The sequence below is a fragment of the Amycolatopsis sp. Poz14 genome (assembly GCF_006704225.1).
Classification (GTDB): domain Bacteria; phylum Actinomycetota; class Actinomycetes; order Mycobacteriales; family Pseudonocardiaceae; genus Amycolatopsis; species Amycolatopsis nivea.
The window spans coordinates 8,229,519-8,253,268 of record NZ_JACLHD010000001.1 but is presented as its reverse complement, the minus strand read 5'-3'; the positions used below and the strand labels follow the sequence as shown (position 1 = coordinate 8,253,268).

The following is a 23,750-nucleotide window of genomic DNA, read 5'->3' as shown; positions in this document are numbered from 1 at the left end:
AACCTCGGCGGATGGGCGTGTCGCTGTAAACCTCGAACACCTGTTCGTCTATGGTGTTGTGCACAACGGGGCCAGCGATCCACAGATCAGTCGCCGCGCCTGGAATTGTCGGTCCCTCCCCGTAGCGTCGGACCGGACAGAGCTTGGACCCCGGACAAGCTTGATCTGGACAACCGAACACACAGGCCCCAACCAGCGAGGTGGACTTCCATGCCAGCAGCACCCGACAAGGACAAGGCGCTCGAGCTCGCCCTTGCGCAGATCGACAAGCAGTACGGCAAGGGCTCGGTGATGCGCCTCGGCGAGGACAACCGCCCGCCCGTCTCCGTCATCCCCACCGGCGCGATCGCCCTCGACGTCGCGCTCGGCATCGGCGGCCTGCCGCGCGGCCGGGTCATCGAGGTCTACGGCCCGGAGTCCTCCGGCAAGACCACGGTCGCCCTGCACGCGGTGGCCAACGCGCAGCGCAACGGCGGCATCGCGGCGTTCATCGACGCGGAGCACGCGCTGGACCCGGAGTACGCCAGGAAGCTCGGCGTGGACACCGACGCGCTGCTCGTCTCCCAGCCGGACACCGGCGAGCAGGCGCTGGAGATCGCGGACATGCTGATCCGCTCCGGCGCGCTCGACATCCTGGTCATCGACTCCGTGGCCGCGCTCGTGCCGCGCGCCGAGATCGAGGGCGAGATGGGCGACTCGCACGTCGGCCTCCAGGCTCGCCTGATGAGCCAGGCGCTGCGCAAGATGACCGGTGCGATGAACAACTCCGGCACCACGGCGATCTTCATCAACCAGTTGCGCGAGAAGATCGGCGTCATGTTCGGCTCGCCGGAGACCACCACGGGCGGCAAGGCGCTGAAGTTCTACGCCTCGGTCCGCCTCGACGTCCGCCGCATCGAAACGCTCAAGGACGGCGGCGAGCCGGTCGGCAACCGCACCCGCGTCAAGGTCGTCAAGAACAAGATGGCCCCGCCCTTCAAGCAGGCCGAGTTCGACATCCTCTACGGCGTGGGCGTCTCCCGCGAGGGCTCGCTCATCGACATGGGCGTCGACCAGGGCATTCTGCGCAAGTCGGGTGCCTGGTACACGTACGAGGGCGACCAGCTCGGCCAGGGCAAGGAGAACGCGCGGAAGTTCCTGCGCGACAACCCGGACATCGCCAACGAGATCGAGAAGCGCATCAAGGAGAAGCTCAACATCGGTCCGCAGGTCGATGCCGAAGCCGAGGCAGCGCCCGCGCCGGTCGACTTCTGATCCGGGGAGGGGAGGGGATCGGCAGGTTCCCTCCCCGGTGCTCGGGTCGCGCACCGATCCGCCGCTGAAACCGGGGACCAGCGCGGTTTCGCCGCGACGGGATCTTCGGGCGCGACGGTGTTCCGGATGCGCAGGTGTGCCCTTGCCCGGCGGTTCTCCGGCTGGGTGTGCGGCAGCGGCTGGGTGCGGCTATCTGCGGCTGGGTGCGCGGCGGCTGGGCGTGGCCATCTCCGGCTGGGCGCGGCCAGTGGGTCGTGCGGGGATTGCGGCCGGGATCTCTGCCGGTGCGGTGGGGATCTCCCGGGTACGACGTGCTTGGCCGGTCTGAAGCGGTGCGCGCGGGCAAGCTCCGCGGGTGAGCGCTGGCCGGTGGTGACGAGCATCGGTGCGGGCTGTCGCCTGAGCCGGTGCGAGTTCCGGCGGCTGCGCTTCGGTCGGCGGGTGGCGAACCGTACGAATCGCGGTGTTCGGCGCCGGGAAACTGGTGTTGAGGTGGAGGTGCCGTCGTCCGAGGGCGGCACCGTGAACAAGGAGTGTGGTCGTGGCCAGGGCGCCGAAGGTCGAGCCGATGGAGTTGCCTCCGGAGGAACGGGCGAAGAAGGCCAAGGAGATCTGCTTCGACCTCCTCGCCGCCCGGCCGAGGGCGGCCGAGGAGCTGCGACAGACGTTGCAGCGCAAGGGGTTCGACAGCGACACCGTGGAAACCCTGCTCGGCAAGCTCGACCGTGCCGGTCTCGTCAACGACGCCGAGTTCGCCGAAGCCTGGGTCCGCGACCGGCACGCCAACCAAGGGCTGTCGCGTACCGCGCTCGTCGCGGAGCTGCGGCGCAAGGGCGTCGACGACGAGATCGCGACGCAAGCGGCGGAGGAAGTCGACCGGGAAGCCGAGGAACAGCGTGCCCGCGAACTGGTGCGCAAACGGCTCAGGTCGCTCGGGAACGTCGACGAGCAGACCACGATCCGCCGGCTGCTCGGGTTCCTCGCGCGCAAGGGCTATCCGCAAGGGCTGGCGTACACGGTGATCCGCGACGAACTTCGCGAGTTCGGGGCTGAATCCAGCATGCTGGACGACGTGCCGGTCGACTGATCGCCTCGCGGCACCGAGAAACCCGCCGCCTCCGGTACGAAGACGACGGGTTTCCGGAAGGGCTCAGCGCAGCGCGGCGGCTTCGGCGGCCAGCTTCTCGACGGCGGCGAAGTCCTTGGCCGCCAACAGCTTCGCGGGCGTCAGCCACGAGCCGCCGATGCAGCCGACGTTCGGCAGCGCCAGGTACGACGGGGCCGACGACACCGTAATCCCGCCGGTCGGGCAGAAGTGCAGCTCCGGCAGCGGTCCGGCGATCGACTTCAGGAACGCCGCGCCCCCGCTGGCCTCCGCCGGGAAGAACTTCAGCGCGCTCAGCCCGCGTTCGGCCAGCCGCATCGCCTCCGACACCGTGGCCGCGCCCGGCAGGAACGGCAGTCCGGTGGCGAACGCGGCGTCCAGCACCGAATCCGTGCAGCCCGGCGTCACCAGGAACTTCGCGCCCGCGTCGGCGGCCTGCTTCGCCTGCTCCGGCGACGTCACCGTGCCGGCGCCCACGACGATGTCCGGCACCTCCGCGGCCACCCGCTCGATCGCGGTCAGCGCGACCGGCGTGCGCAGCGTCAGTTCGATCACCCCGATCCCGCCGGCGAGCAGGGCGCGGGCCGTCGGCACCGCGTCGTCGACGTCGTCGATCACCACGACGGGCATCACGGGGGACAGGGCGAGCAGGTCCGTGCCGGTGGTCACTGACCGACCTCCTGGGTCTGGAGAGCATACGAGGACTCGCCCATTGTCCCGCTTCCGAATGGCGGAACGCCCCGGGCGAGGTCCAGCTCCGGAGTGAGCGCCCCGAACACGCTCGCGCCCTGGTCAGCCGGGCCGACCGCGCGCCGCAACGCCCCGAACAGCTCCCGCCCGGTCCCGCTCCACGCGGCCTCCGACGGCGGGGCGTCCGCCAGGTCGCGGCGCGCCAGTTCGTCGTCCGCGACCAGCACGTCCAGGCTTCCGGACCGCGCGTCGAACCGGACCACGTCGCCGTCGGCGATCCGGGCGATCGGCCCGCCCACCGCGGCCTCCGGCGTCACCTGGATCGCGGCCGGCACCTTGCCCGACGCGCCCGACATCCGCCCGTCGGTGAGCAGCGCGACCCGGAAACCCCGGTCCATCAACACCCCCAACGCCGGCGTCAGACCGTGCAGTTCCGGCATGCCGTTCGCCTGCGGACCCTGCTGACGCAGCACCACGACCACGTCCCGGTCCAGTTCCCCGGCCTCGAACGCGACCCGGAACGCCTCCTGCGAAGTGAACACCCGCGCCGGTGCCTCCACGACATGGTGCTCCGGGGCGACCGCCGACACCTTGGTGACCGCTCGGCCCAAGTTGCCTTCCACCATCCGCAGCCCACCGTCCGGCGCGAACGGCCGCCACACCGGACGCAGCACCTCTTCGTCGAGACTGCGCGTCGGCACGTCACGCCACACCAGTTCGCCGTCCGACAAGATCGGCTCCTGCGTGTACCGGCGCAGCCCGGGACCCGCGACGGTGAGCACGTCCTCGTGCAGCAGGCCCGCGTCGAGCAGCGTGCCGACGAGGAACTGGATGCCGCCCGCCGCGTGGAAGTGGTTGATGTCCGCGCTGCCGTTCGGATACACGCGCGCCAGCAGCGGCACGACCGCGGACAGGTCCGAGAAATCGTCCCAGCTCAGCTGAATCCCGGCCGCCGCGGCGATCGCCACCAAGTGCATCGTGTGGTTCGTCGACCCGCCGGTGGCCAGCAGCGCCACGATGCCGTTCACAAACGCTTTTTCGTCCAGTACCTGAGAAATCGGCGTGTACGCCTCGCCCCGGGACAGTTCGACGACGCGTCGGCCAGCCTCTTCGGTGAGCGCCTGGCGCAACGGCGTGTTCGGCGGCACGAAGCTGGCCCCCGGCAGGTGCAGGCCCATCACCTCGACGACCATCTGGTTCGAGTTGGCGGTGCCGTAGAACGTGCAGGTGCCTGCTGAGTGGTACGACGCGGCTTCCGCGTCGAGCAGGTCCTCCCGCGTCGCGAGTCCCTCCGCGTACAGCTGCCGCACCCGGGCTTTTTCCTTGTTGGGCAAGCCCGAATTCATCGGACCGGCAGGCACGAGCACCGCGGGCAGGTGCCCGAACGAGAGCGCGCCGATCAACAGCCCCGGGACGATCTTGTCGCACACGCCCAGCAGCAACGCCGCGTCGAACATGTCGTGGGACAGCGCGATCGCCGTCGCCATCGCAATCACTTCGCGGCTGAACAGCGACAACTCCATGCCCGGACGGCCCTGCGTGATGCCGTCGCACATCGCGGGCACCCCGCCCGCGAACTGCGCGACACCACCGGCTTCGCGGGCCGATTTCTTCAGCCACGCCGGGTATTCCTGCATCGGCTGGTGGGCGGAGAGCATGTCGTTGTAGGAGGACACGATGGCCACACCGGGCGCGCGCAGCTGGCGCAGCGCCTGCTTGTCGACGCCGTCCATGGCGGCGAATCCGTGTGCGAGGTTGCTGCAAGCGAGGCCGCGGCGGACCGGCCCCTCCTCGAAAGCGGCCGCACTGCGGGCGAGGTACGCCGCCCGCGTGTCCGCACTGCGCTCGGCGATCCGGTCGGTGACGTCGGCAAGCACGCGGTGCACCGCGGCGGTCGGGTTCGGGCTGCTGCTCATCTCAAGCTCCCGGCTCGTGACGGGTTCGCGAGACGGCGGCGCTGGCGTCGCGGGAACGTGACGGTGCACACGGTAACCCGAGAACCCTCCGGAAACAAAATCGATTCAGAAACCCCCTGTGGGGTCGCCGGGAGCGCTGGGCGGGGTGTCCCGCTGTCGACGGGTTCGCTGGCTACTGCCGCTGAGCTGGGGATATGCCGCAGCGGAAGGCGGTGTCTGCGGCTGATGACGATCGATAGGTGTCATCAGCGCGAAACAGGCACTATCCGCGGCTGGAGGTGACGGTGGATGCGAGATTCGGAGATGCCCGACCCGAGCGAGCACGCTTTGGGCATGGCATTGCGGGATGCCCGGCTCGAGGCGTGCTTCGGTTTGCGCGAACTGGGTCGGTGGGTCGGGGTGGAGCCGGACCAGCTGTCGAGCTGGGAGCTGGGCCAGGAAGTTCCGACGTTGGAGGACGTGGCCGGGGTGCTGGGCGCGCTCGGAGTGGTCGGCGAGAAGAAGTCGCGGATCATGGAACTGGCGCGCGAGGTCGCCGGGGCGAGCTGGATCATGTACGGGTCGCAGGCGGACACGGCGCACTACACGATGGTCGCCGGGCACGAGCGAAACGCCGAGTCGATGACCGTGTGGGCTCCGCTGCAGATCCCGGAGCTGCTGCAAATCCCCGATTACGCGCGGCTGGTGTTCGGTCCGGCCTTGTGGGACAACGAAATCCTGGAACACGTCGTCGAGAATCGCCTGAGCCGCAAGGAGATTCTGTTCGACGCGGAGCCCGCTGAGGTGCAGATTTTCGTCGGGACCGAGGCGCTGCGGCAGCACTTCGGAGATGCCGAGGTGATGCTGCGACAGGTGCGGTACCTCATCGAGATTTCGCCGACTGTGAAGATCCGGCTCGTCTCGAGCGAGGCCGTGACGGAGGGCGCGTTCAGCTGGTACCGGCTGTGGGACGCGACGGAAGTCGTGTACTGCCCGCACCAGCACGCGGGTGTGTTCCTGTCCGGTCGGGAGGCCGCTCCGTACGAGGACCTCATCGAGCAGTTAGCCGAGGCCGCGTTGTCCCCGGAGGATTCACTGCACCATCTGTCGGCCGCGGCTGCCGGTTTCGAGGAGGAGGTGAGGGCCCAGCGGCTCGCGAACGAGACCGGACTGACGAAGCTCCTGACGGGCGAGGATCCGGCTGAATAGCGGCTGTCGCTTGGGGTGATCACCTGATGACTCTCTGTCTGCTGCTGGGCTTGAGCCGTGCGGCTGACGGCCCAGAGGCGGCCCGAAACCCCACTTTCGGCCCCTATCTGGCGATAAACCCCCAGGTCAACCGATACAACATGCCCCGCTCTGGTAAATGTGTTACTTCTGCCGAGGGGGTTTCCTGACCTGCGGACATTCACCCGGATAACGCTCTGACCTGCGTTTTTGGGTCGGTCGGGACCGGTTGAGTCCGGTCCGGTTTGGATCTCTGACGTCCTGTAGACGTCCTGAGGCCGGTCTGCTTGAGCCCCTTCGCGGCCTGGCGGACCGGCCTCTAGCCGTGCCTGTCGCCTGGCTACTCGGAGTGGCGAACCGGGGGCCGCGGGAGGCGTCGGGCGGTCTGATCCGTCGTTCTCGCCCTTGCCAGCTTGAGTGCGGCGGTGCCGGGGTCAAGGGTGAGCGCAGCTCATCGCGTAGCGACGCCGGAGGCGCCCTTGAGGCCGGTGGCGCGGCGTTCGAACATCGGGCGCGAGGATGACGGCCCGACGTCGGAGGTGGGCGGCTGGGGCTGCGCCGTCTGCAACGGTCGTAGCCTGTCGGGTAGAGACGATCGGGCTTGGTCCTCTTCACATCCGAAGCCGAGCCAGGATGGAGCCAGAGCGCGGCAGAAAAGACTACAGAGATTGCGCCTCGGCACCTAGTCTGTCCTTTATGGCACCTAGACCCCGTTGGTGGCATCAACTGCAAGCTTCCAAAAATGAAGCAGTCTTGGCAGTTGATCTCTATAACCGATCTGCGCACGAGCGTCAGATGGAGGCGTTCGTTGTCCACATGTGCCTAGCCTGGTTGAAGCTCTTGCAGGCGAAGTGCACCCGAGACGGCGACGAGCTTTACGTGCGTGACATCAACGGCCGCAGGAGGCGCACGCAGGATGGTGACTGGGTGATGAAACCCTTGCGCGAGTTGGTAAGGGAAGCCTTCCCGGATGGTGACCCTGTCCGTGCGAACGTCGAATTCTTCGTCGGGCTCCGGAACAAAGTGGAACATCGTCACGATCACGACGTCGCAGCGTTGGTCGCAGGCAAAAGCCAGGCGTTGCTAGTTAATTACGAGCGGGTCATCGTCGATGAGTTCGGGGATGACGAAGGGCTATCTGATCGTCTTCGGTTGCCGCTGTTCATATCAACCATCACAGACGACGCGGTGGAGATTCTCAAAGCTGTCCGGCGACGGGTGCCGAAGGCTGTTCTGGAGTACGTGGAGGACTTCGACGCTGCCTTGGAGCCCGAGTTGAGCGCCGACCAACGCTACGAGTTTAGGATCTACCTCGTGCCTCAGGTCGGGCCAAAAACGAGCGCTGACGTCGCGATGAGTTTCGTTCGTTTGGAAGATCTCGATGCGGAGCAAGCCCATCTGATGGAGCGGATGCAGACAGTTATCCGTGAAAAGCAGGTTCCAGTCGAGGACCTTGATTCGCTCCTGCCACGCAAGGTGGTTGAGAAGGTGGCACCGCAACTTCCCTGGAGGTTCACGGTGAACGACCACGCCTCAGCCTGGCGTCATTGGCAAGTGAGGCCGTCAAGCGAAGCCGAGCATCCGGAACGTACGAAGTCTGAGTTCTGTCGTTACAACCGCGCGTTCAAGCAGTACGTGTATACCGACGCATGGGTCAAATTTCTCGTGCGGAAGCTGTCTGACAGCGCTGTCTACCAAGCGGTGACGGGGCGAGAGCCGACTGAGGGTGGAGAAGCTGCACAGTGTGACGGTGGTGCGGACGCGGTGGCTCCGGACGTTTCGGCTCAGTAGCGGAAGGGCCGCCGGCCGGAGCGGAGCGGAGGCCGTTCGGCCCGTGCCGCGCTTGCGCGGCACTCTTGATCCTATAGAGCCAAGTTCGGCAGAGAAACCTTACTTGTTAGATCATGAGTCTATAGGTATTCTGGGCTTCCTACTCCGAAATAAGCGAGCAGTTGGTTGACAAAACCGCGTAGTTCTGGAGAAGGGGTTTCATGGGCGGCACTTTCCAGGACTGCGGTTACATACCCAGGGCCGTGGTTGCCGATGACCTGGGGAAACCATCTTTCAAGCTCGCCAACTGGAACTACGAAGATGCCGATTTCGCGGAGCTTTTCGAGAACTCGTCGAATTGTGAGCGCGCTTGATCCTTCGAATGCCGCCAGTCCGCTCCGCTTTGCCTCTGCCCACCCGGACTTGGGCTTGAGATTGCTGATTAATTTTTTTGCTTCCAGGTCGCTAATTTGACTTCCGTCGCCTCGGCGTAGGATTTCGCTAGTTGATTGTCGAAGGCCGCCGACGGTCATAACCGTGGAACGTCCGCGGTTTTCGTTAATCAGTGAACGAATATCCGATTCAAAGTCTGACCACTGCCCTTCAGCTGCATTGATGATGGTCTTCATCGTGGAGGCGTCGTTTAGGATGTCAATATCCGCTATTGCTGCAACGCGCACTCCGGAAGATCGCATCTCTTCGACCGCGCGGTGAAGTCTCGCTTTACCGTTTACGTGCGTGAAAAATAAGTCGTGCTCGTGCTCCTTGTTTAGGATGACATCTAGAACCGCAGCGTAGAAGCGGCAGTCACCATCCGCTTCGCATACAATAACTCCTTTATGAAAAAGTCCATTCATGAGTCTTGAATACCGCAGAAGCGGGTCAGACCAAAGCTTTTCGACTCTATCTGCTGGCAGTGTTGTCCGACGGCGGGAGTTGGTAACCGGGTCGGTCGATACTCTGATGATTTTTACGGGCCTTCGGTGCTTTGAGTCAAGAATTCCGTCGAGGACGTCGGCGCTGTGCGTTGCTATCAATATCTGGCTGCCTGGTGGGGTCTCTTCGGAAAGGTATTTTCCGATTAGGCGAGCTTGTGGAGGATGTAAAAATGCCTCGGGTTCGTCGATTAGTGTCACTGAAGTACCTGCAACAACTGTTGCTAGCAATAGTCCAACGAAGCTGCGTACCCCGTCTCCTTGTTCATCTACGGCGGGCATGCGCGCATACTGTTCCATTAACGCATTGCTCGGCGGAAGTGGTTCGTCGGGAATTGTGGTCTTGCCAACTAGGAGATTCAGGCTCTGTGCGTATCGATTGATACATATATCGAAACCAAATGCCCTGCGCACCATCATGGAGAAGTGGGCCTCAAGTTCCCTGCTATCCCAAAGCTTGTGAATTGGCTGAACGGCAGAAGTGAGTGGATCGCGAGCTGCTCCGCCAAGCGATATTCCGCTGCGACTTCTCGCGTCGAGGTGTGCAACGAAATGGTGCGCGATTGATCCGAGGGGCATGGATGAGAACCAGATGTTCTGTGCTGTCTCTAGGGAGTAGAACTGTTGACCTGAGCTACTGTCCCAGATTCCGAAGTCTGCTCCAAATTGTTCACGCTGCCAGCTTGGAACAACTTTAGCGACCCGGTTGAACCAATCGGTTAAATCCTCGGTAGTCCCGTTTCGATCGATTGTCGCATGGCTAAGCCACTTTGCGGAATGGATCGACCCATTTTGAGCAAGAGAAGATATCTCGCCGAGTAGTACACTTTTTCCGGAGTTGTTCGGTCCGACAATTACAGTTATTCCGTCTTCGACCAAGTCTTCGGTCGTGTTGTCTAGGAAATGTAATTGTCGCACTGTATATCTCAGCATTATAATCCTATTATCAGCTTGGGTCTAGGAGTAAAATGGTGTGGCACGGTACGACAGGGCGTCGTGGATGCGTCGAGTAATGGAAGGGTGGATGTTCGCCTTAGGTATATCCTCGACATGCACCCAGCTAACTTCGGAACTCTCTGTGCTGGTGCGCAGGCTGCCACCAGTTGCCTTGGCTCTAAAGCAAATCGAAAATTCCTGCCGCACCTCGCCGTCGTCGTAAGCGATGACGTGGTCGGGGTTCGAGTAGAGGCCGACGACGCCCGTGACCTCACACTCTATACCGGTTTCCTCGCGAACCTCGCGGACGACTGCTTGTACTAAAGTTTCGCCTAGTTCGAGTTGTCCGCCCGGTATTGCGTACAGGTCATTGTCCGTCCGGCGGATCATCAGGATCCTGCCTTCGTCGTCCTGAATGAACGCGGACACCGCGACGGCGATGCTGTTGGCCTTGGGTGCGTTGGGGTCGTTGTAGTAGTCGACGCGTGCCATGTGGTGCCTCCTAGATGGTGGCGGGCTTGGCGAGGTTCCAGACGGTCTCGAGGCTCTCCGAGTAGGTCTCGAAGAGGTCTCCAGCGGAGAGTCGACGCAGGTGGAGCGACGGCGCGTGCGCGCCCTGGAACCCGTAGACGTGCGTGTTGATGATCATCTCGTCGTCGAAGCGGAAGATCGAGTTGTAGAGCGTCGTGTTGTGGAACCGCATCTCGACTCCCTCGACGCCGACAAGCGGCCGGTAGAACGCCAGCGCGTTGCGCACACGCGCGGGGAGCGTCCCGTCGCCGAGTTGCTCTTCTTCTCCGCGCAAGGCGACGCTGTCCCCGTCCGGGTCGCCGAACGCCAGTCGGATCTTCGCGCCGGCCGCGGCTTTGGCTGCGAGGTCTTTGATGAACCGCGGTCGTTCGACCAGGAACAGGGCCGCGTGTACCAGGATCTCCACGGTCTCTGACGCGTCGTTGATCAGCCGGTCCCACAGCTCGACCGGGATCGCGTTCCGGTGCGGGAACACGCTCACGACCTCGGCGGCGGCCGTCTCGGCCCTGCGCTCCGGAGCGACGGAGTCCGGCCAGAGGTAGGTCTCTGATTCGCGCGCCATTGCGGCGATTTTGTGCCGGTGCTTCGGGTACGGGGTGCGGCCTTTGGTGATCCACCGCTCGACTGTTTTCTGGTCGACGCTGAGCGCCTTGGCGACCTGTTCCAGCGTGAGCCCGTTGCGCAGCAGTGCGTCACGCAGCCGTTCGTTCGGCATTCGCACCCCCTTGGGACTTTTAGGGACGTCTTCGACCGTACCAGGGACGTCCCAAGATGTCCCGCCATGTGGTGATCATGTCCCGCCTTTTGGCGGAGATTGGGTGGCACGTTGCCGAGACTCGCTCGGCGGCAGAGCCCAAGGGAGGCAGACATGACGACTGCAAGCACGGCTTCGACGCTCGGCGACTGGTCGAGCGGTTCGGCTGCGCGGGTTTCTCGCAAGCACGTGGTTTAGGCGCGGGCGACATGCGCGACACGGTCCAGATCCACGTGACGGCAGACCTGCCGATCCGCGTCCGCGCGCTGACGTACGCGAACCGAGCGGAGATCCGCTTCGGCAAGGCGTTCCCCGTGGTCCTTCTCGTCGACGCCGACGCGATCGCGGTTCTGGGCAAGCAACTCGAAGAAGCAGGGATGGCGCTGGGCGCGGCGACACGAACGAACTACGGCGGCGAGGCGCCGGAAACGACTGACTGACAGAGAACACAGGGAGCTAGCGGTTATGGCTATCGAAAAGGGACACCGGTTCGCGATCGACTTCGACGAGGCGTTCCCGCAGGGGCTTGTGATGGTGGGGGAAGTGATTCCGGACAACGAGTTTCAGTCTCGTGAGGATCGTGCGGCGGGTCGGCCGGTCCGGCAGCGCATTGACGAAGCGACCGGGAAGCGGCAGTGGCGGGCTGCGGTGACGGACCCGGGCGAGACGAAGGCGAAGCGCGCTTCGTTCGAGGTGACGTTCCTGGCGGACGTGCAGCCGGTGCCTACTACCTCGGAAGCGCTGCCGGGCATGCGGCCGGTGGAGCTGGAGGGCTTGACGGCTGAGCCGCGTGTCGGCGGGCAGGGCGAGTTCAAGTATCAGACGTATGTTTTCCGGGCGACCGGCTTCAAGGCTGCGGCCGGAAAGCCGTCTCGTTCTGCGTCTGCAACTGGTGACAGCAAGGCGGCATAGATGCGTGGGACGGAGATGGCGAGCCCGCGCGCACGCGGCCTGGGTGCGGCGTTGCGGGATGCCCGGATCGAGGCCCGGTTCGGGCTGCGGGAGCTGGCGCGGCGGATCGGGGTGAACCCGGCGTTGTTGTCGAACTGGGAACTCGGGCAGCGGGTCCCGACCCCGGAGGAGGTGTCTAACGTGCTCGGCGCGCTCGGCGTGACCGGGGAGCGAAAAGCCTGGATCATGCTGCTGGCTCACGGCGTGACGGGGCCGAGCTGGTCGTCGGTGGGGTCGCAGGCGGACCCGGCGCACTACACGATGTTGACCGCGCACGAGCGGGTCGCGAGGTCGGTGACGGTGTGGGCTCCGCTGCTGATCCCGGATCTGTTGCAGGTCCCGGATTACGCGCGGCTCGTCTTCGGCCCGGATTTGCGGGACAAGGAGAAGCTGGAGCAGGTCGTGGAGAGCCGCATGGACCGCAACCGGATCTTGTTCGGCGCGGGCGCGGTCAAAGCAGAGATGTTCATCGGGTCGGAGGCGCTGCGGAACCATTTCGGCGACGCGGAGGTGATGCTGCGGCAGACCAGGTTCCTCAAGGACCTGATCGGACTTTCGCGGACGATGACGATCCGGCTGGCCCCGAGCCAGGCGGTGACGGAGGAGGCGTTCAGCCGGTACACGCTGAAGGACACCTCGGACGTCGTGTACTGCCCGCATCGCGCGATGGGCGTGTTCCTGGTCGGCGATGAAGCGGCCTCGTACACGGTGACGATCGAGCGGCTTTCGGCGGCGGCGTTGTCCCCGGCGGAATCGCAAGCGCGCCTGTCGGTCGTGGTCGATCAGCTCTTGAAAGAGGTGAAGGCGCAGCGGCGGGCGACTGACGCGGGGCTGAACCGGCTCCTGACCGGCGAGGAACCCGAGGACTAGCCGCAAAACCTCAGCGAGTACTGAAAAAAGCGCACGGCGACGTGTGCTGTGTTCAACGCGCCCATGTGCGCTTGGAATTGTTCCGTATAAACGCAGAACCGGCCTCTGGCTACCAACCTTCACCGGTTCTGCGCTGTCCACTGGGAAGTGAACAATGACGAACATAACCGGTTCTGGACGGCGTGCGTCAACGGGGGTCACCCGGATGCGTTGCGCCGCATGCAAGAAATTCGCCCGACTCGTGCGGGGTGAAACGAAATGCGCGGCATGCCAAGGAATGCTGCCGCTTGACCTCACCTCGGCCTCGGGCGGTGAGCGGCGATGAACGCGGCGACGGTGCTGATCGGCGGCGCTGGCCTGGCGGTGCTGGTGTGGGTCCTGGCCAAGCTCGGCCGCGCGCTCGCGGCTATCGCGGAAACCCTGGCCGCGCTGGCGTTCCTCGGCCTGGCCCTGTGGGGTCTCGTGCGTGTGGGTGGCTGGATTGTTCGGCAATTGGCCACGCATTGGCGGACTTGCCTCGCTGTGCTCGCTCTGGGCGCGTGGTGGCGTTGGCTCGGCTGGCCTTCGCTCGCGATTGCGGCGGGCTCTGTCGGCCTGGTGGCGCTCGTGTGGCGGCAGGGCTGGCCGGTGGGGTTCGAGCGCTGGTGTGGTCGCTGGGTGCGGGCGTGGTGGCTGCGCTGGGCCGTCTACGGGCGCAAGTTCCCGGGCTGGTTGCACGCTTGCGGGTTGACCGTGCGGGACGAAGCGATCCCGGTAGACGTGACCGTGAACCTGGTGTCTCGCCGTCGCAAGCACGAAGCGGTGGCCCAGTCTCGGCGTGACGCGGGCGTGGCCTTCCCTCGCGTGCTGCGGGTCCGTTCCGGTCCGTCGTGGGATGAGGTGCGGGTGCGACTGGTGCCCGGCCAGACTCCGGAGGACTTCGGCGAGGCTGCCCGTGCACTGGCGACGGCTCGGCGGGTCACTCGGGTGCAGGTTCGGGAGATCTCCCCGGATGTCGTCTCGGTGGACTTCATGCGCCGGGACCTGTTGGCCTCGGCGGTGTCCTGTCTGCCGCTGCCGGACGTGGCCGAGGCGTCGGCGGTGGATCTGCGGCGGGTGTTCGCCGGTTCCACCGAGTACGGGACGGCCTGGCGGCTGCCTCTGCTCGGCGGCGGCGCGCACACTCTCGTGGCCGGAGCCTCGGGAGCGGGAAAGAACTCGGTGATGTGGTCGCCGTTAGTGTCGGCTGCTCCGGCGATCCGTTCGGGGTTGGTGCGGGTGTCCGGTGTGGACCCGAAGGGCATGGAACTCGCCTACGGGCGCGGGATCTTCTGCCGCTATGCGGTCTCGGGCAAAGAGGTATTGGAAGTGCTGGGGGCGCTGCGGGACGAACTGGAACGGCGCAAGCGGGCATTCGCGGGACAGACGCGGGAAGTGCCGCTCTCGCAAGAGTTTCCGTTGGAGCTGCTGGAGTTCGATGAGCTGGCGGCGCTGACCCGTTACACCGACCGCAAGACCCGCGACGCGATCACCGAACACGTGTCGGTGCTTAACACCCAGGGCCGGGCCGCGCTGATCTCGGTGCGCGGCTACGTGCAGGACCCGACGAAGGAAACGGTTCCGGTGCGGGAGTTGTTCACCCGCCGCGTCTGCTTGCGGGTCACCTCGAAGTCTCAGGTGTCCATGGTGCTCGGCGACGGCGCGTACGAACGCGGGGCATGGGCCAACCGCATCCCCGAGAGCACACCCGGTGTCGGCTACGTGTGGGGCGAGGGCATCCGCGAACCCCTGCGCATCCGTGCCGGGTGGGTGTCGGACGCGACGGTGAAGGCACTGGAGAACTACGTCACCAACGGCGGGGCGCAGGTGATCGACCTTGCCCACAGCGCGGAGAGGGGGACGGCATGAACCGGCTGATGGTCTTTCTCGACGCGATCCGGGATCACCTCGACTCGCATGCGTTGCCTCCGGCTTGCTCGGTCGAGGTCACCACTTGGGCCGCACCGGTCACCGTGGCTCTGGACACCGACACCGTGCCCGGCGTCGTGGCGGGACTGGCCACTTGGGCGGCGACGCTCGATGGGGCGCGGGTGAGTCTGTGGCGCACGCCGGACGGCGCGCGAGTTCAACTGGAGCTAACCGGGCGGACTCCGTGCGGAATCCCGGTCCGGGTTTACGGCGGAGTGCCGTTCGATCCGAGCACCTTTCCCGACCTGCTTCCGGAAACGGATCAAGACCTGCCGGTCTGGCTGTTGCGGGAGTGGGCGCGTGCCGGGGAGGCGGCGGCATGACGACCTCTGGACAGGAAACCGCTGGTCAGGCGCTGCCGGCCGGGGCACGTCGGGAACGAATCCGCGGTGCCCTTGCTGCTGACGTGGTCAAGGCGACGGCGGAGCAGCACGGGGTGTGCGTGCGGCCGTTCACGATGGAGGTCGCCGATACCGAGACCGGTGAGCTGCGCTACGTCCCGGTGCCGTGTGGCTCGACGGTGGAATCGGTGTGCCTCCCGTGTGCCCGCAAGGCCAAGGCCCTGCGGCAGGCCCAGTGCCGGGAAGGCTGGCACCTGACCGAAGAGCCCGTGATTACCCGCGCGGAGCCGAGCGAGACGCAACGAGAGCTGCTGACCTACCGCGCGGACCTGGCCGCGCACTATCGGGAGGCGGTCGCGGCAGGAAACGAGGCTGAAGCGGAGGAACTGCGCACGGAAGTGTCCAGTGTGGACGCAGAGTTGCGTGAGTCGGGCATGACCGGCCGTCTGCCCGCCCTCGACGCACCCGCCAAGAAAGGGGTGAAGAGGTCCACACGGCGGCGGCAGGACGCGCCGAACCTGCCCCGGAAGAAGGTCGCGAAAACCACTGTGGGGCGGGAGTTCGCTGGCCGGTTTCGGCCGTCGATGTTCGTCACCCTCACCTGCGATACCTACGGCCGCGTGCGCCCGGACGGCTCCCCGGTCGATCCCGTCAGCTATGACTACCGGCGGGCTGCGCGGGATGCGGTGCACTTCGCGGCGCTGGTGGATCGGTGGTGGCAGAACTTGCGCCGGGTGGTCGGGTTCGACGTGCAGTACTTCGCGACCGTGGAACCCCAGCGGCGGGCCGCGCCCCACCTTCATACCGCGTTGCGGGGAGCGATCTCGCACGACGTGATCCGGCTCGTGACCGAAGCGACCTACCACCAGGTGTGGTGGCCCAATCACGACGTGATGGTCTACGGCTGGGATCGCAAACCGTTGTGGGACCCGGATGTTCGTTCCTTTGTGGACCCGGACACCCGGGAGCCGTTGACGGCGTGGGATGACGCTGTGTCCGAAGTGGAGGAACCGGCGCACGTCGTGCGGTTCGGCGAACAGGTGCATTCCAAGGGAATCCTCGGCGGCACCGAGGAAGCCGGACGGCACATCGGCTACCTGACCAAGTACCTCACGAAGTCCACGGGTGAGGTGGTGGACGCGGACACCTCGGCGCAGCGGGATCACCACGACCGGCTTCACGCTGAGCTGGCGGTCACCCCGTGTTCGCCGCGCTGCCCGGTGTGGCTGCTCTACGGAATCAATCCCAAGGGAGCCAATGCGAAGACCACCCCGGGGCATTGCCGGGGTCGTGCGCATCGGCGGACCACGCTCGGGCTGCCCGGCCGTCGGGTGCTGGTGTCGCGCAAGTGGTCCGGCAAGACCGTGGCCGACCACAAAGCAGATCGGCTCGGGTTCGTGCTGTCCGCCCTGGCGGCGGTCGGGATCGAGAAACCACGCCCCGATCCGGAAAAGCTGGCGTGGCGCAAGGTCGAGCCCGGCGACCCGCACTGTCCGCCCCGGGATCAGCTCGTGATGCGCGCCATCGCTGAACGCCGCGCCTGGAAGGCCGAATACGAAGCGGCCCGGCTCGCCGCGTCCGGATCACCGCCTGAGCCGACCGAAACTTCGGCAACTCCGGCTCTGGCTGCCTGACCTGGGAAGGGGGAGACATGAACAACAACTCGCGTGTGCGGCTGATCAGTGTGGAGGGCCTGTGGAGCCCCGAAGACCTCTCCGCCTACCTCGACATTCCCGAGGACACGCTCAAGGACTGGCGTTACAAGAACTACGGCCCGCCGTGGCGGCGAATGGGCAAGCACGTCCGCTATCACCCCGACGCGGTTCGGGAATGGCTGGACGGTCCCGAAACCATGCCTGCCGCGTGAGGGACGAGGGGGAGCGAATCTGATGGCACACATCGAAGATCGCTGGTTTCGCGACAAGGTCGATCCCGAAACCGGGGAAGTCGTGCTCAACGACAAGAAAAAGCCGGTTCAAGAGCGCACCGCGGACTATGGGAAAGGCATGCGGTACAAGGTGCGCTGGGTCAAGCCGGACAAGTCGGAGGCGTCCCGGTCCTTCCCGGACAAGAAGCTGGGCGCGGCGAAGGAATTCAAGACCAAGATCGAGAACGAGCTTTACGCGGGGGTGTACCGGGATTCGAGCGCGGGCAGGGAGAAGTTCCGGACCTATGCCGCGCAAGTTCTGAAGAGCCGTCCGCTTGGCGAATCGTCGTTGAACACCATGACGTCGCAACTGGACAAGTACGTGTTTCCGTTCTTCGGGGAGCGGAGTCTCGACATGTGCGAGAGTTCTGATCTTGCCCGGAAGTGGCTGGCGTGGCTCAACGACGATGAGCGGAAGCTGTCGGGCACCTACCAGCGTCAGGTGTTCGACCTCGTGCTGTCCATTTGGGACGCTGCGGTGGTCGACGAGAAGATGCGATCCAACCCGCTCAAGAAGGCGACGATCCCTCGGCCGAAGGCGACGACCAAGGAGGTGCAGGTCTGGCCGGAGAAGCGGGTGCACGCCCTGGAGGAAGCCGTCGAGGACCGGTTCAAGCCAGCGGTCGTCATCGGCGCGGGCCTCGGGCTGCGGCCGGGTGAGGTGCTGGCGTTCAGCCCGGACAACATCGACCGGAAGAAGATGATCTACCGGTGCACCCGCCAGTTGGTCATGGTCAAGGGTGTGCAGAAGTTCAAGCTTCCGAAAGGGCGGAAGGTGCGGGAGATCCCGCTCGGTTACGGGTTGCTGGAGAAGATCGACGCCTACATCGAGGAGTATCCGCCCGTCGCGGTCACGCTTCCTTGGGGCGAGCGGGACGGGCAGGCGTACGAGACGGTCAATCTGCTCATGACCAAGCCGAGCGGCGTGCCGTACAAGAACCAGTCGTTTCACATGGGCGTGTGGCTGCCCGCGTTCGTCGCGGCCGGGCTGGCGTATGTCAGTGACCGGGACGGTATGCACGCGCTCCGGCACCTGTTCGCCTCGCTGATGCTGTCACGCGGGGTGAGTATCAAAGAACTCTCCGCTTACCTCGGGCACTCCAGTGAAGCGTTCACGCTCCGTGTCTATACCCACCTCATGGAGACGAGTTACGAGCGGGCGCGGGCGGCGATCGACAGCGTGTTCCGCCCGTCGGCCGATCTCGCGTCGGCGGCTTGAGTTGTTCGGCTGACGTCCTGGTGACGTCCTGGACCCCACTTTCGGCCCCTATCTAGTCATAAATCCCCAGGTCAACCGGTACAGGATGCTTCCTTCTGGTAGATGTGCTACTTGTCACAGTGCACCGCGCGAGGCAGAGTCGTACTTGGCGACGTTGATCGTCACCCGAACTGCCGGCCCCACCATCAGGGAGGCTTCCGATGTCCACCACAGAGATCGCCGAACTCCGGCGCACCATCGGCCAGTTGCGGCAGTGCGTGGGCGCATTGCGATCGCGCTACGGCGACGCGTCCGCGGTGCGCCGGCTGGCCAACGACGTCGAGCGGCTCGACATCGACACCGCCGATCTGGACGGGCACCCGCCCGCTGTGCCCGCGCAGGCGAAGCCTGTCGAACGCGTGCCTGTCCCGGATACTCCCTACGATCCGGCGCTGTGGAGCGGCGCTGACGACGAAGGTGTCGGTGGCTACAAGCGCGACCAGCGGTGAGCGCCCCCGCTGACAACGACGTCAGCCGCGCCCGCACCGGTGTTCGAGCGCCGGGGCGGGCGCGCCTCGCCGCCCGGACACTGCGCACCGACCGGTGGTGGCTGTCGCCCCTGCTCACTGTGCTGGGGCTGGCCACTTTCGTCGTTTACGCGACTGTCCGGGCATTCGTGCGCACCGCCTACTGGGTGCCCGAATACCACTACCTGACGCCGTTCTACTCGCCCTGCGTGTCCACTTCCTGCGTCCCGGGCTCGAGCCACTTCGGGCACTGGTTCGGCGAGATGCCGTCCTGGCTGCCGCTCGGCGTGCTGGTGCTGCCGTTCCTGCTCGGGTTCCGGTTGACCTGCTACTACTACCGCAAGGCCTACTACCGCTCGGTGTGGTTTTCCCCGCCGGCTTGCGCGGTCGCCGAACCGCACGCGCGCTACACCGGAGAGACGCGGCTGCCGCTGATCGTGCAGAACGTGCACCGGTACTTCTTCTACGTCGCGTGCGTCGTTTCGCTCGTCAACACCTACGACGCCATCGTCGCCTTCCAGAGTCCCACCGGGTTCGGCTTCGGGCTCGGCAACGTGATTCTCGTGCTGAACGTCGTGCTGCTGTGGGCGTACACGCTGTCCTGCCACTCGTGCCGGCACGTCACCGGCGGGCGGCTCAAGCATTTCTCGAAACATCCCGTCCGGTACTGGATCTGGACGCAGGTCACGAAGCTCAACACCCGGCACATGACCCTCGCGTGGACGACGCTCGGCACGCTCGTGCTGACCGACTTCTACGTGATGCTCGTGTCCAGCGGCGCGATCTCGGACCTGCGATTCGTGGGCTGACCCCCGGAAATCCAGCAGCGCAAGGCAGTTCTCCCCAGCTCGTGAGGTGGCTTATTCCATGACCGATGTCGAACGGCACAGCTACGACGTGGTGGTGATCGGTGCCGGCGGCGCCGGTCTGCGTGCGGTGATCGAAGCGCGCGAACGCGGTTTCAGCGTCGCGGTGGTGTGCAAATCCCTTTTCGGCAAGGCGCACACGGTGATGGCCGAGGGCGGCTGCGCGGCGTCGATGGGCAACGCGAACTCGAACGACAACTGGCAGGTGCACTTCCGCGACACCATGCGCGGCGGGAAGTTCCTCAACAACTGGCGGATGGCCGAGCTGCACGCCCGGGAAGCGCCGGACCGCGTCTGGGAACTCGAGACGTACGGCGCGCTGTTCGACCGCACCGCGGACGGACGGATCAGCCAGCGAAACTTCGGCGGGCACACGTATCCGCGGCTCGCGCACGTCGGGGACCGGACCGGGCTCGAGCTGATCCGCACGATGCAGCAGAAGATCGTTTCGCTGCAACAGGAAGACTTCAAGAAGTACGGCGACTACGAGGCTCGGATCAAGGTCTTCGCCGAATGCACGGTCACCGAACTGCTCCTGGACAACGGCGCGATCGCCGGTGCGTTCGGCTACTGGCGCGAGAGCGGCCGGTTCGTGCTGTTCGAGGCGCCCGCGGTGGTGCTCGCGACGGGCGGCATCGGCAAATCGTTCAAGGTGACGTCGAATTCGTGGGAGTACACCGGCGACGGGCACGCGCTGGCACTCCGCGCCGGCGCGAAGCTGATCAACATGGAGTTCGTGCAGTTCCACCCGACCGGGATGGTCTGGCCGCCGAGCGTCAAGGGCATCCTCGTCACCGAGGGCGTGCGCGGCGACGGCGGGGTGCTCAAGAACTCCGAGGACAAGCGGTTCATGTTCGAGTACGTGCCCGAGGTGTTCAAGGGCCAGTACGCGGACAGCGAGGACGAGGCCGACCGCTGGTACACCGACCAGGAGAGCAACCGCCGCACGCCGGACCTGCTGCCGCGCGACGAGGTGGCGCGGGCGATCAACTCCGAGGTCAAGGAGGGGCGCGGATCCCCGCACGGCGGCGTGTTCCTCGACATCGCGAGCCGGTTGCCCGCCGAGGAGATCCAGCGGCGGCTGCCCTCGATGTACCACCAGTTCAAGGAACTCGCCGACGTCGACATCACCAAGGAGGCCATGGAGGTCGGCCCCACCTGCCACTACGTGATGGGCGGTGTGGAGGTCGACCCGGACACCGGCGCGGCGAGCGTCCCCGGCCTGTTCGCGGCGGGGGAGTGCTCCGGCGGCATGCACGGGTCGAACCGGCTCGGCGGCAACTCGCTGTCCGACCTGCTCGTGTTCGGCCGGCGGGCCGGACTGGGCGCGGCGTCCTATGTGGACGGACTCAAGGACCGGCCCGCGGTCTCGCAGTCCGATGTGGACGCGGCGGCCGTGATGGCGCTCGAGCCGTTCAACCCGCCTGCCGACGGTGCGCCGGAGAATCCGTACACGCTGCACACCGAGCTGCAGCAGTCGATGAACGATCTCGTCGGCATCATCCGCAAGGCCGGGGAAATCCGGCAGGCGCTGGACAAGCTCGCGGACATCCGCGGCCGGGTCGGTCAGGTGACGGTGGAGGGCCACCGGCAGTTCAACCCCGGCTGGCACCTCGCGCTCGACCTGCGGAACATGCTGCTGGTGAGCGAATGCGTCGCCCGCGCGGCGCTGACCCGCACCGAAAGCCGCGGCGGCCACACCCGCGACGACTATCCGTCCATGGACGCGGAATGGCGGCACCGGCTGCTCGTCTGCTCCGCGCGCCCGGGCGACAACCCGCTCGTGCCGGACGTCGACGTGTCCGTGGAGGAACAGGTGCCGATGCGGCCGGACTTGCTCGAGCTGTTCGAACTCGACGAGCTGGGCAAGTACTTCACCGACGGCGAGCTGGAGACCCACCCCGGGAGGACCGCGTGAGCTACCAGGCGAAGTTCCGCGTGTGGCGAGGCGACGCGACCGGCGGCGACCTGCAGGACTTCACCGTGGAGGTGAACGAGGGCGAGGTCGTGCTCGACATCATCCACCGCCTGCAGGCCACCCAGGCCGCCGACCTCGCGGTGCGCTGGAACTGCAAGGCAGGCAAATGCGGCTCCTGCTCGGCGGAAATCAACGGCAGGCCGCGGCTGATGTGCATGACGCGCATGTCGACGTTCACCGAGGCCGAGATCGTGACGGTCACGCCGATGCGCACCTTCCCGGTGATCCGCGACCTCGTCACCGACGTGTCGTTCAACTACACGAAGGCGCGCGAGATCCCGTCCTTCACCCCGCCGGAGGGACTCAAGCCCGGCGAGTACCGGATGCAGCAGGTGGACGTCGAGCGCTCGCAGGAATTCCGCAAGTGCATCGAGTGCTACCTGTGCCAGAACACCTGCCACGTCGTGCGCGACCACGAGGAGAACAAGGAGAGCTTCGCCGGGCCGCGCTACCTCATGCGGATCGCCGAACTGGAGATGCATCCGCTGGACGTCGCCGACCGCCGCGACGCCGCCCAGGACGAGCACGGGCTCGGGTTCTGCAACATCACCAAATGCTGCACCGAGGTGTGCCCGGAAGGCATCCACATCACCGACAACGCGCTGATCCCGATGAAGGAACGCGTCGCCGACCGCAAGTACGACCCGATTGTCTGGCTGGGGGACAAGCTGTTCCGCCGCAATCGGTGATGTCCGCTGCCACGGTGGCCGGGTTCGCGGGTGCGGGCCCGGCGGCGTGACGGCTGCGGGCTTGCCCCGTTCGCGGGAGGCAGGGCTGCTTTCGCGGGCGGCGGGCTTGCTTGACCACGGCAGCGGCCTTGCCCTTTTGCGGACGGCGGTTCCGTGCCCTCGTCGACCGCGGGCGTCTGCAGTTGCCGACGGCAGGCTTGCTCGTTCGCAGTCGTCGAGCGGGCGCGGGCGGCGAGCGGGCACACGCGGTGCCAGCGGGCTTGCGTTCTCGCGGGTGGTGAGCGGGCGCTGGTGGCGACAGCGGCGTGCTCTCTCGCGGGCGGCGGGCTTGCAACGTTGCCGACAGTGGGCGTGCTTCTCGCAGCGGCGAGCGGGCGCTGTTGGCGACAGCGAGCATGCTCTCTCGCGAGCGGTGGGCCTGCAACGTTTGCCGACAGCAGCCTTGCCCTCCCGCGAACGACAGGCATGCACAGTGCCGACAGTGGCCTTGCCCGTTCGGAAACCGCGGGCCGGGGCTCTCGCAGACGCGGTCCACTACGCGCATGCGCTGCGGGCGTATTCAGGCGTATTAAGTTGTGGGTCGGCAATAGGCAGTCCTCCTGGCGGCTGATGAGTCTGGTCGTGATGTCGGGTCACCGGAACGGTCCCAGCGGCCCGCTCCTGGAGGCTGGCTCCCGAGCGGCACGTCGCGATCCCCAGACAGCGTGAACTCACCGCGCGCAGGCGAGATCGCACCGACCAATGCGCTGGCCAACGCACTGGGAGAGAAAGGGAATCGCGACGGCCGCCACGAGAACGCTCGCGGGCTCACATCACATGCGATGTACTTACTTCAACAAAACCAATGCTAGCACCACCCACGACCGGACGGCATCACTCGATCGGCTCGACCACGGCGGGGCCGATTTCCGTTGCGGTCAAAGGACTTCCCGGAAGGACAAGAACCATGATCACCGGCGCCCACGTCATCCTCTACAGCAAAGACGCAGCAGCAGACCGACAGTTCCTCAGGGACGTACTGGACCTAGGAAACGTAGACGCAGGCGAAGGCTGGCTCATCTTCCGTTTGCCCCCAACAGAACTAGCCGTGCACCCAACCGAAGGAACGCCGCAGCAAGAGTTCTACCTGATGTGCGACGACCTGGACGAAACAGTCCGGCAGCTGACCGCGAAGGGAGCCGAAGTGGAGAGCGAGGCGACCACAGCATCCTGGGGCACGCGAGCATCGATCCGCCTCCCCAGCGGCAGCGTGCTGCCCCTGTACCAGCCGCGGCATCCGACAGCACACGGCTGAAACAAGAAACCCCCGGCACCGCAAGGAAAGCAGCGCCAGGGGCTTCAAGAGAAACGGAACGAACC

Annotated in this window: 22 protein-coding genes; 17 read left to right on the top strand and 5 right to left on the bottom strand. The window is 65.7% G+C overall.

Annotated features, from left to right (window positions below):
- The first annotated feature begins 210 nt into the window (after positions 1-210).
- Together recA and FKO37_RS38260 are read left to right on the top strand one after the other, a co-directional pair.
- Complete coding sequence (gene recA, locus FKO37_RS38265; protein WP_037809735.1) at positions 211-1,254, top strand: recombinase RecA; 1,044 nt, start codon at positions 211-213, stop codon at positions 1,252-1,254.
- Positions 1,255-1,822: 568 nt separating this feature from the next.
- A complete protein-coding gene (locus FKO37_RS38260) occupies positions 1,823-2,341 on the top strand; it encodes a regulatory protein RecX (RefSeq protein WP_238608398.1) in 519 nt (172 codons plus the stop codon).
- A gap of 63 nt (positions 2,342-2,404) precedes the next feature.
- Here FKO37_RS38260 and eda read toward each other — a convergent pair whose 3' ends face one another.
- Positions 2,405-3,028 carry a bifunctional 4-hydroxy-2-oxoglutarate aldolase/2-dehydro-3-deoxy-phosphogluconate aldolase gene (eda, locus tag FKO37_RS38255; RefSeq protein ID WP_238607630.1) on the bottom strand — a complete coding sequence of 208 codons (624 nt, stop codon included), beginning with the start codon at positions 3,026-3,028 and terminating at the stop codon, positions 2,405-2,407.
- Positions 3,025-4,965 (bottom strand): phosphogluconate dehydratase, encoded by a 1,941-nt coding sequence (gene edd, locus FKO37_RS38250; protein WP_238607629.1) that lies wholly within the window; start codon positions 4,963-4,965, stop codon positions 3,025-3,027. Before edd ends, eda begins: the two co-directional genes overlap by 4 nt.
- A 288-nt stretch (positions 4,966-5,253) precedes the next feature.
- Here edd and FKO37_RS38245 point away from each other — a divergent pair, with 288 nt between their 5' ends.
- Entirely contained in the window at positions 5,254-6,153 is a 900-nt protein-coding gene (locus FKO37_RS38245; protein ID WP_051728698.1) for a helix-turn-helix transcriptional regulator, read from the top strand.
- A 537-nt stretch (positions 6,154-6,690) separates the two neighbouring features.
- Positions 6,691-7,962, top strand: a complete 1,272-nt coding sequence (locus FKO37_RS38240; RefSeq protein WP_374204429.1) for a DUF3644 domain-containing protein — start codon at positions 6,691-6,693, stop codon at positions 7,960-7,962.
- A 119-nt stretch (positions 7,963-8,081) separates the two neighbouring features.
- Here FKO37_RS38240 and FKO37_RS38235 read toward each other — a convergent pair whose 3' ends face one another.
- From FKO37_RS38235 to FKO37_RS38225, 3 genes are read right to left on the bottom strand one after another with little or no spacing between them, the layout of a single operon-like run.
- Positions 8,082-9,809, bottom strand: coding sequence for an ATP-dependent endonuclease (locus FKO37_RS38235; RefSeq protein WP_238607627.1), 1,728 nt, complete (start codon positions 9,807-9,809; stop codon positions 8,082-8,084).
- A gap of 24 nt (positions 9,810-9,833) precedes the next feature.
- The gene (locus FKO37_RS38230) at positions 9,834-10,304 is read right to left on the bottom strand and encodes an NUDIX hydrolase (RefSeq protein ID WP_238607626.1); all 471 of its coding nucleotides are present in this window, start codon (positions 10,302-10,304) and stop codon (positions 9,834-9,836) included.
- A 10-nt stretch (positions 10,305-10,314) separates the two neighbouring features.
- Positions 10,315-11,058 (bottom strand): helix-turn-helix transcriptional regulator, encoded by a 744-nt coding sequence (locus FKO37_RS38225; protein WP_238607625.1) that lies wholly within the window; start codon positions 11,056-11,058, stop codon positions 10,315-10,317.
- A 56-nt stretch (positions 11,059-11,114) separates the two neighbouring features.
- Between FKO37_RS38225 and FKO37_RS38220 the strand changes: the two genes are divergently transcribed.
- The 13 genes from FKO37_RS38220 to FKO37_RS38160 all read left to right on the top strand — a co-directional run bounded on the left by FKO37_RS38220 (position 11,115) and on the right by FKO37_RS38160 (position 23,685).
- Complete coding sequence (locus FKO37_RS38220; protein WP_238607624.1) at positions 11,115-11,537, top strand: hypothetical protein; 423 nt, start codon at positions 11,115-11,117, stop codon at positions 11,535-11,537.
- Between the two features lie 25 nt (positions 11,538-11,562).
- Complete coding sequence (locus tag FKO37_RS38215) at positions 11,563-12,009, top strand: hypothetical protein (RefSeq protein ID WP_238607623.1); 447 nt, start codon at positions 11,563-11,565, stop codon at positions 12,007-12,009.
- Positions 12,010-12,918 carry a Scr1 family TA system antitoxin-like transcriptional regulator gene (locus FKO37_RS38210; RefSeq protein ID WP_238607622.1) on the top strand — a complete coding sequence of 303 codons (909 nt, stop codon included), beginning with the start codon at positions 12,010-12,012 and terminating at the stop codon, positions 12,916-12,918.
- 321 nt (positions 12,919-13,239) lie between these two features.
- Positions 13,240-14,805 carry an FtsK/SpoIIIE domain-containing protein gene (locus FKO37_RS38205; RefSeq protein ID WP_238607621.1) on the top strand — a complete coding sequence of 522 codons (1,566 nt, stop codon included), beginning with the start codon at positions 13,240-13,242 and terminating at the stop codon, positions 14,803-14,805.
- On the top strand, positions 14,802-15,188 hold the full coding sequence (locus FKO37_RS38200; RefSeq protein WP_238607620.1) for a hypothetical protein: 387 nt from the start codon (positions 14,802-14,804) through the stop codon (positions 15,186-15,188). Before FKO37_RS38205 ends, FKO37_RS38200 begins: the two co-directional genes overlap by 4 nt.
- The gene (locus FKO37_RS38195) at positions 15,185-16,840 is read left to right on the top strand and encodes a replication initiator (protein WP_238607619.1); all 1,656 of its coding nucleotides are present in this window, start codon (positions 15,185-15,187) and stop codon (positions 16,838-16,840) included. Before FKO37_RS38200 ends, FKO37_RS38195 begins: the two co-directional genes overlap by 4 nt.
- Positions 16,841-16,857: 17 nt before the next feature.
- Positions 16,858-17,073 (top strand): helix-turn-helix domain-containing protein, encoded by a 216-nt coding sequence (locus FKO37_RS38190; RefSeq protein WP_238607618.1) that lies wholly within the window; start codon positions 16,858-16,860, stop codon positions 17,071-17,073.
- A 22-nt stretch (positions 17,074-17,095) separates the two neighbouring features.
- A complete protein-coding gene (locus FKO37_RS38185) occupies positions 17,096-18,352 on the top strand; it encodes a site-specific integrase (RefSeq protein WP_238607617.1) in 1,257 nt (418 codons plus the stop codon).
- 200 nt (positions 18,353-18,552) lie between these two features.
- Positions 18,553-18,840, top strand: a complete 288-nt coding sequence (locus FKO37_RS38180) for a hypothetical protein (RefSeq protein ID WP_037809740.1) — start codon at positions 18,553-18,555, stop codon at positions 18,838-18,840.
- Complete coding sequence (locus FKO37_RS38175) at positions 18,837-19,667, top strand: hypothetical protein (protein WP_037809742.1); 831 nt, start codon at positions 18,837-18,839, stop codon at positions 19,665-19,667. The genes FKO37_RS38180 and FKO37_RS38175 overlap by 4 nt, the downstream gene beginning before the upstream one ends.
- A gap of 58 nt (positions 19,668-19,725) precedes the next feature.
- The gene (locus tag FKO37_RS38170; protein WP_238607616.1) at positions 19,726-21,642 is read left to right on the top strand and encodes a fumarate reductase/succinate dehydrogenase flavoprotein subunit; all 1,917 of its coding nucleotides are present in this window, start codon (positions 19,726-19,728) and stop codon (positions 21,640-21,642) included.
- Positions 21,639-22,391, top strand: coding sequence for a succinate dehydrogenase/fumarate reductase iron-sulfur subunit (locus tag FKO37_RS38165; protein WP_037809745.1), 753 nt, complete (start codon positions 21,639-21,641; stop codon positions 22,389-22,391). Before FKO37_RS38170 ends, FKO37_RS38165 begins: the two co-directional genes overlap by 4 nt.
- A gap of 946 nt (positions 22,392-23,337) precedes the next feature.
- A complete protein-coding gene (locus FKO37_RS38160; RefSeq protein ID WP_238607615.1) occupies positions 23,338-23,685 on the top strand; it encodes a VOC family protein in 348 nt (115 codons plus the stop codon).
- Positions 23,686-23,750 lie beyond the last annotated feature (65 nt).

Excerpts from the sequence above, each read along its gene's own strand:
- recA (WP_037809735.1), top strand. The coding sequence starts at position 211 with ATGCCAGCAGCACCCGACAAGGACAAGGCGCTCGAGCTCGCCCTTGCG.
- FKO37_RS38260 (WP_238608398.1), top strand. The coding sequence starts at position 1,823 with ATGGAGTTGCCTCCGGAGGAACGGGCGAAGAAGGCCAAGGAGATCTGC.
- edd (WP_238607629.1), bottom strand. The coding sequence starts at position 4,965 with ATGAGCAGCAGCCCGAACCCGACCGCCGCGGTGCACCGCGTGCTTGCC.
- FKO37_RS38245 (WP_051728698.1), top strand. The coding sequence starts at position 5,254 with ATGCGAGATTCGGAGATGCCCGACCCGAGCGAGCACGCTTTGGGCATG.
- FKO37_RS38240 (WP_374204429.1), top strand. The coding sequence starts at position 6,691 with ATGACGGCCCGACGTCGGAGGTGGGCGGCTGGGGCTGCGCCGTCTGCA.
- FKO37_RS38235 (WP_238607627.1), bottom strand. The coding sequence starts at position 9,809 with ATGCTGAGATATACAGTGCGACAATTACATTTCCTAGACAACACGACC.
- FKO37_RS38230 (WP_238607626.1), bottom strand. The coding sequence starts at position 10,304 with ATGGCACGCGTCGACTACTACAACGACCCCAACGCACCCAAGGCCAAC.
- FKO37_RS38225 (WP_238607625.1), bottom strand. The coding sequence starts at position 11,058 with ATGCCGAACGAACGGCTGCGTGACGCACTGCTGCGCAACGGGCTCACG.
- FKO37_RS38220 (WP_238607624.1), top strand. The coding sequence starts at position 11,115 with ATGTCCCGCCATGTGGTGATCATGTCCCGCCTTTTGGCGGAGATTGGG.
- FKO37_RS38215 (WP_238607623.1), top strand. The coding sequence starts at position 11,563 with ATGGCTATCGAAAAGGGACACCGGTTCGCGATCGACTTCGACGAGGCG.
- FKO37_RS38210 (WP_238607622.1), top strand. The coding sequence starts at position 12,010 with ATGCGTGGGACGGAGATGGCGAGCCCGCGCGCACGCGGCCTGGGTGCG.
- FKO37_RS38205 (WP_238607621.1), top strand. The coding sequence starts at position 13,240 with ATGAACGCGGCGACGGTGCTGATCGGCGGCGCTGGCCTGGCGGTGCTG.
- FKO37_RS38200 (WP_238607620.1), top strand. The coding sequence starts at position 14,802 with ATGAACCGGCTGATGGTCTTTCTCGACGCGATCCGGGATCACCTCGAC.
- FKO37_RS38195 (WP_238607619.1), top strand. The coding sequence starts at position 15,185 with ATGACGACCTCTGGACAGGAAACCGCTGGTCAGGCGCTGCCGGCCGGG.
- FKO37_RS38190 (WP_238607618.1), top strand. The coding sequence starts at position 16,858 with ATGAACAACAACTCGCGTGTGCGGCTGATCAGTGTGGAGGGCCTGTGG.
- FKO37_RS38185 (WP_238607617.1), top strand. The coding sequence starts at position 17,096 with ATGGCACACATCGAAGATCGCTGGTTTCGCGACAAGGTCGATCCCGAA.
- FKO37_RS38180 (WP_037809740.1), top strand. The coding sequence starts at position 18,553 with ATGTCCACCACAGAGATCGCCGAACTCCGGCGCACCATCGGCCAGTTG.
- FKO37_RS38170 (WP_238607616.1), top strand. The coding sequence starts at position 19,726 with ATGACCGATGTCGAACGGCACAGCTACGACGTGGTGGTGATCGGTGCC.
- FKO37_RS38160 (WP_238607615.1), top strand. The coding sequence starts at position 23,338 with ATGATCACCGGCGCCCACGTCATCCTCTACAGCAAAGACGCAGCAGCA.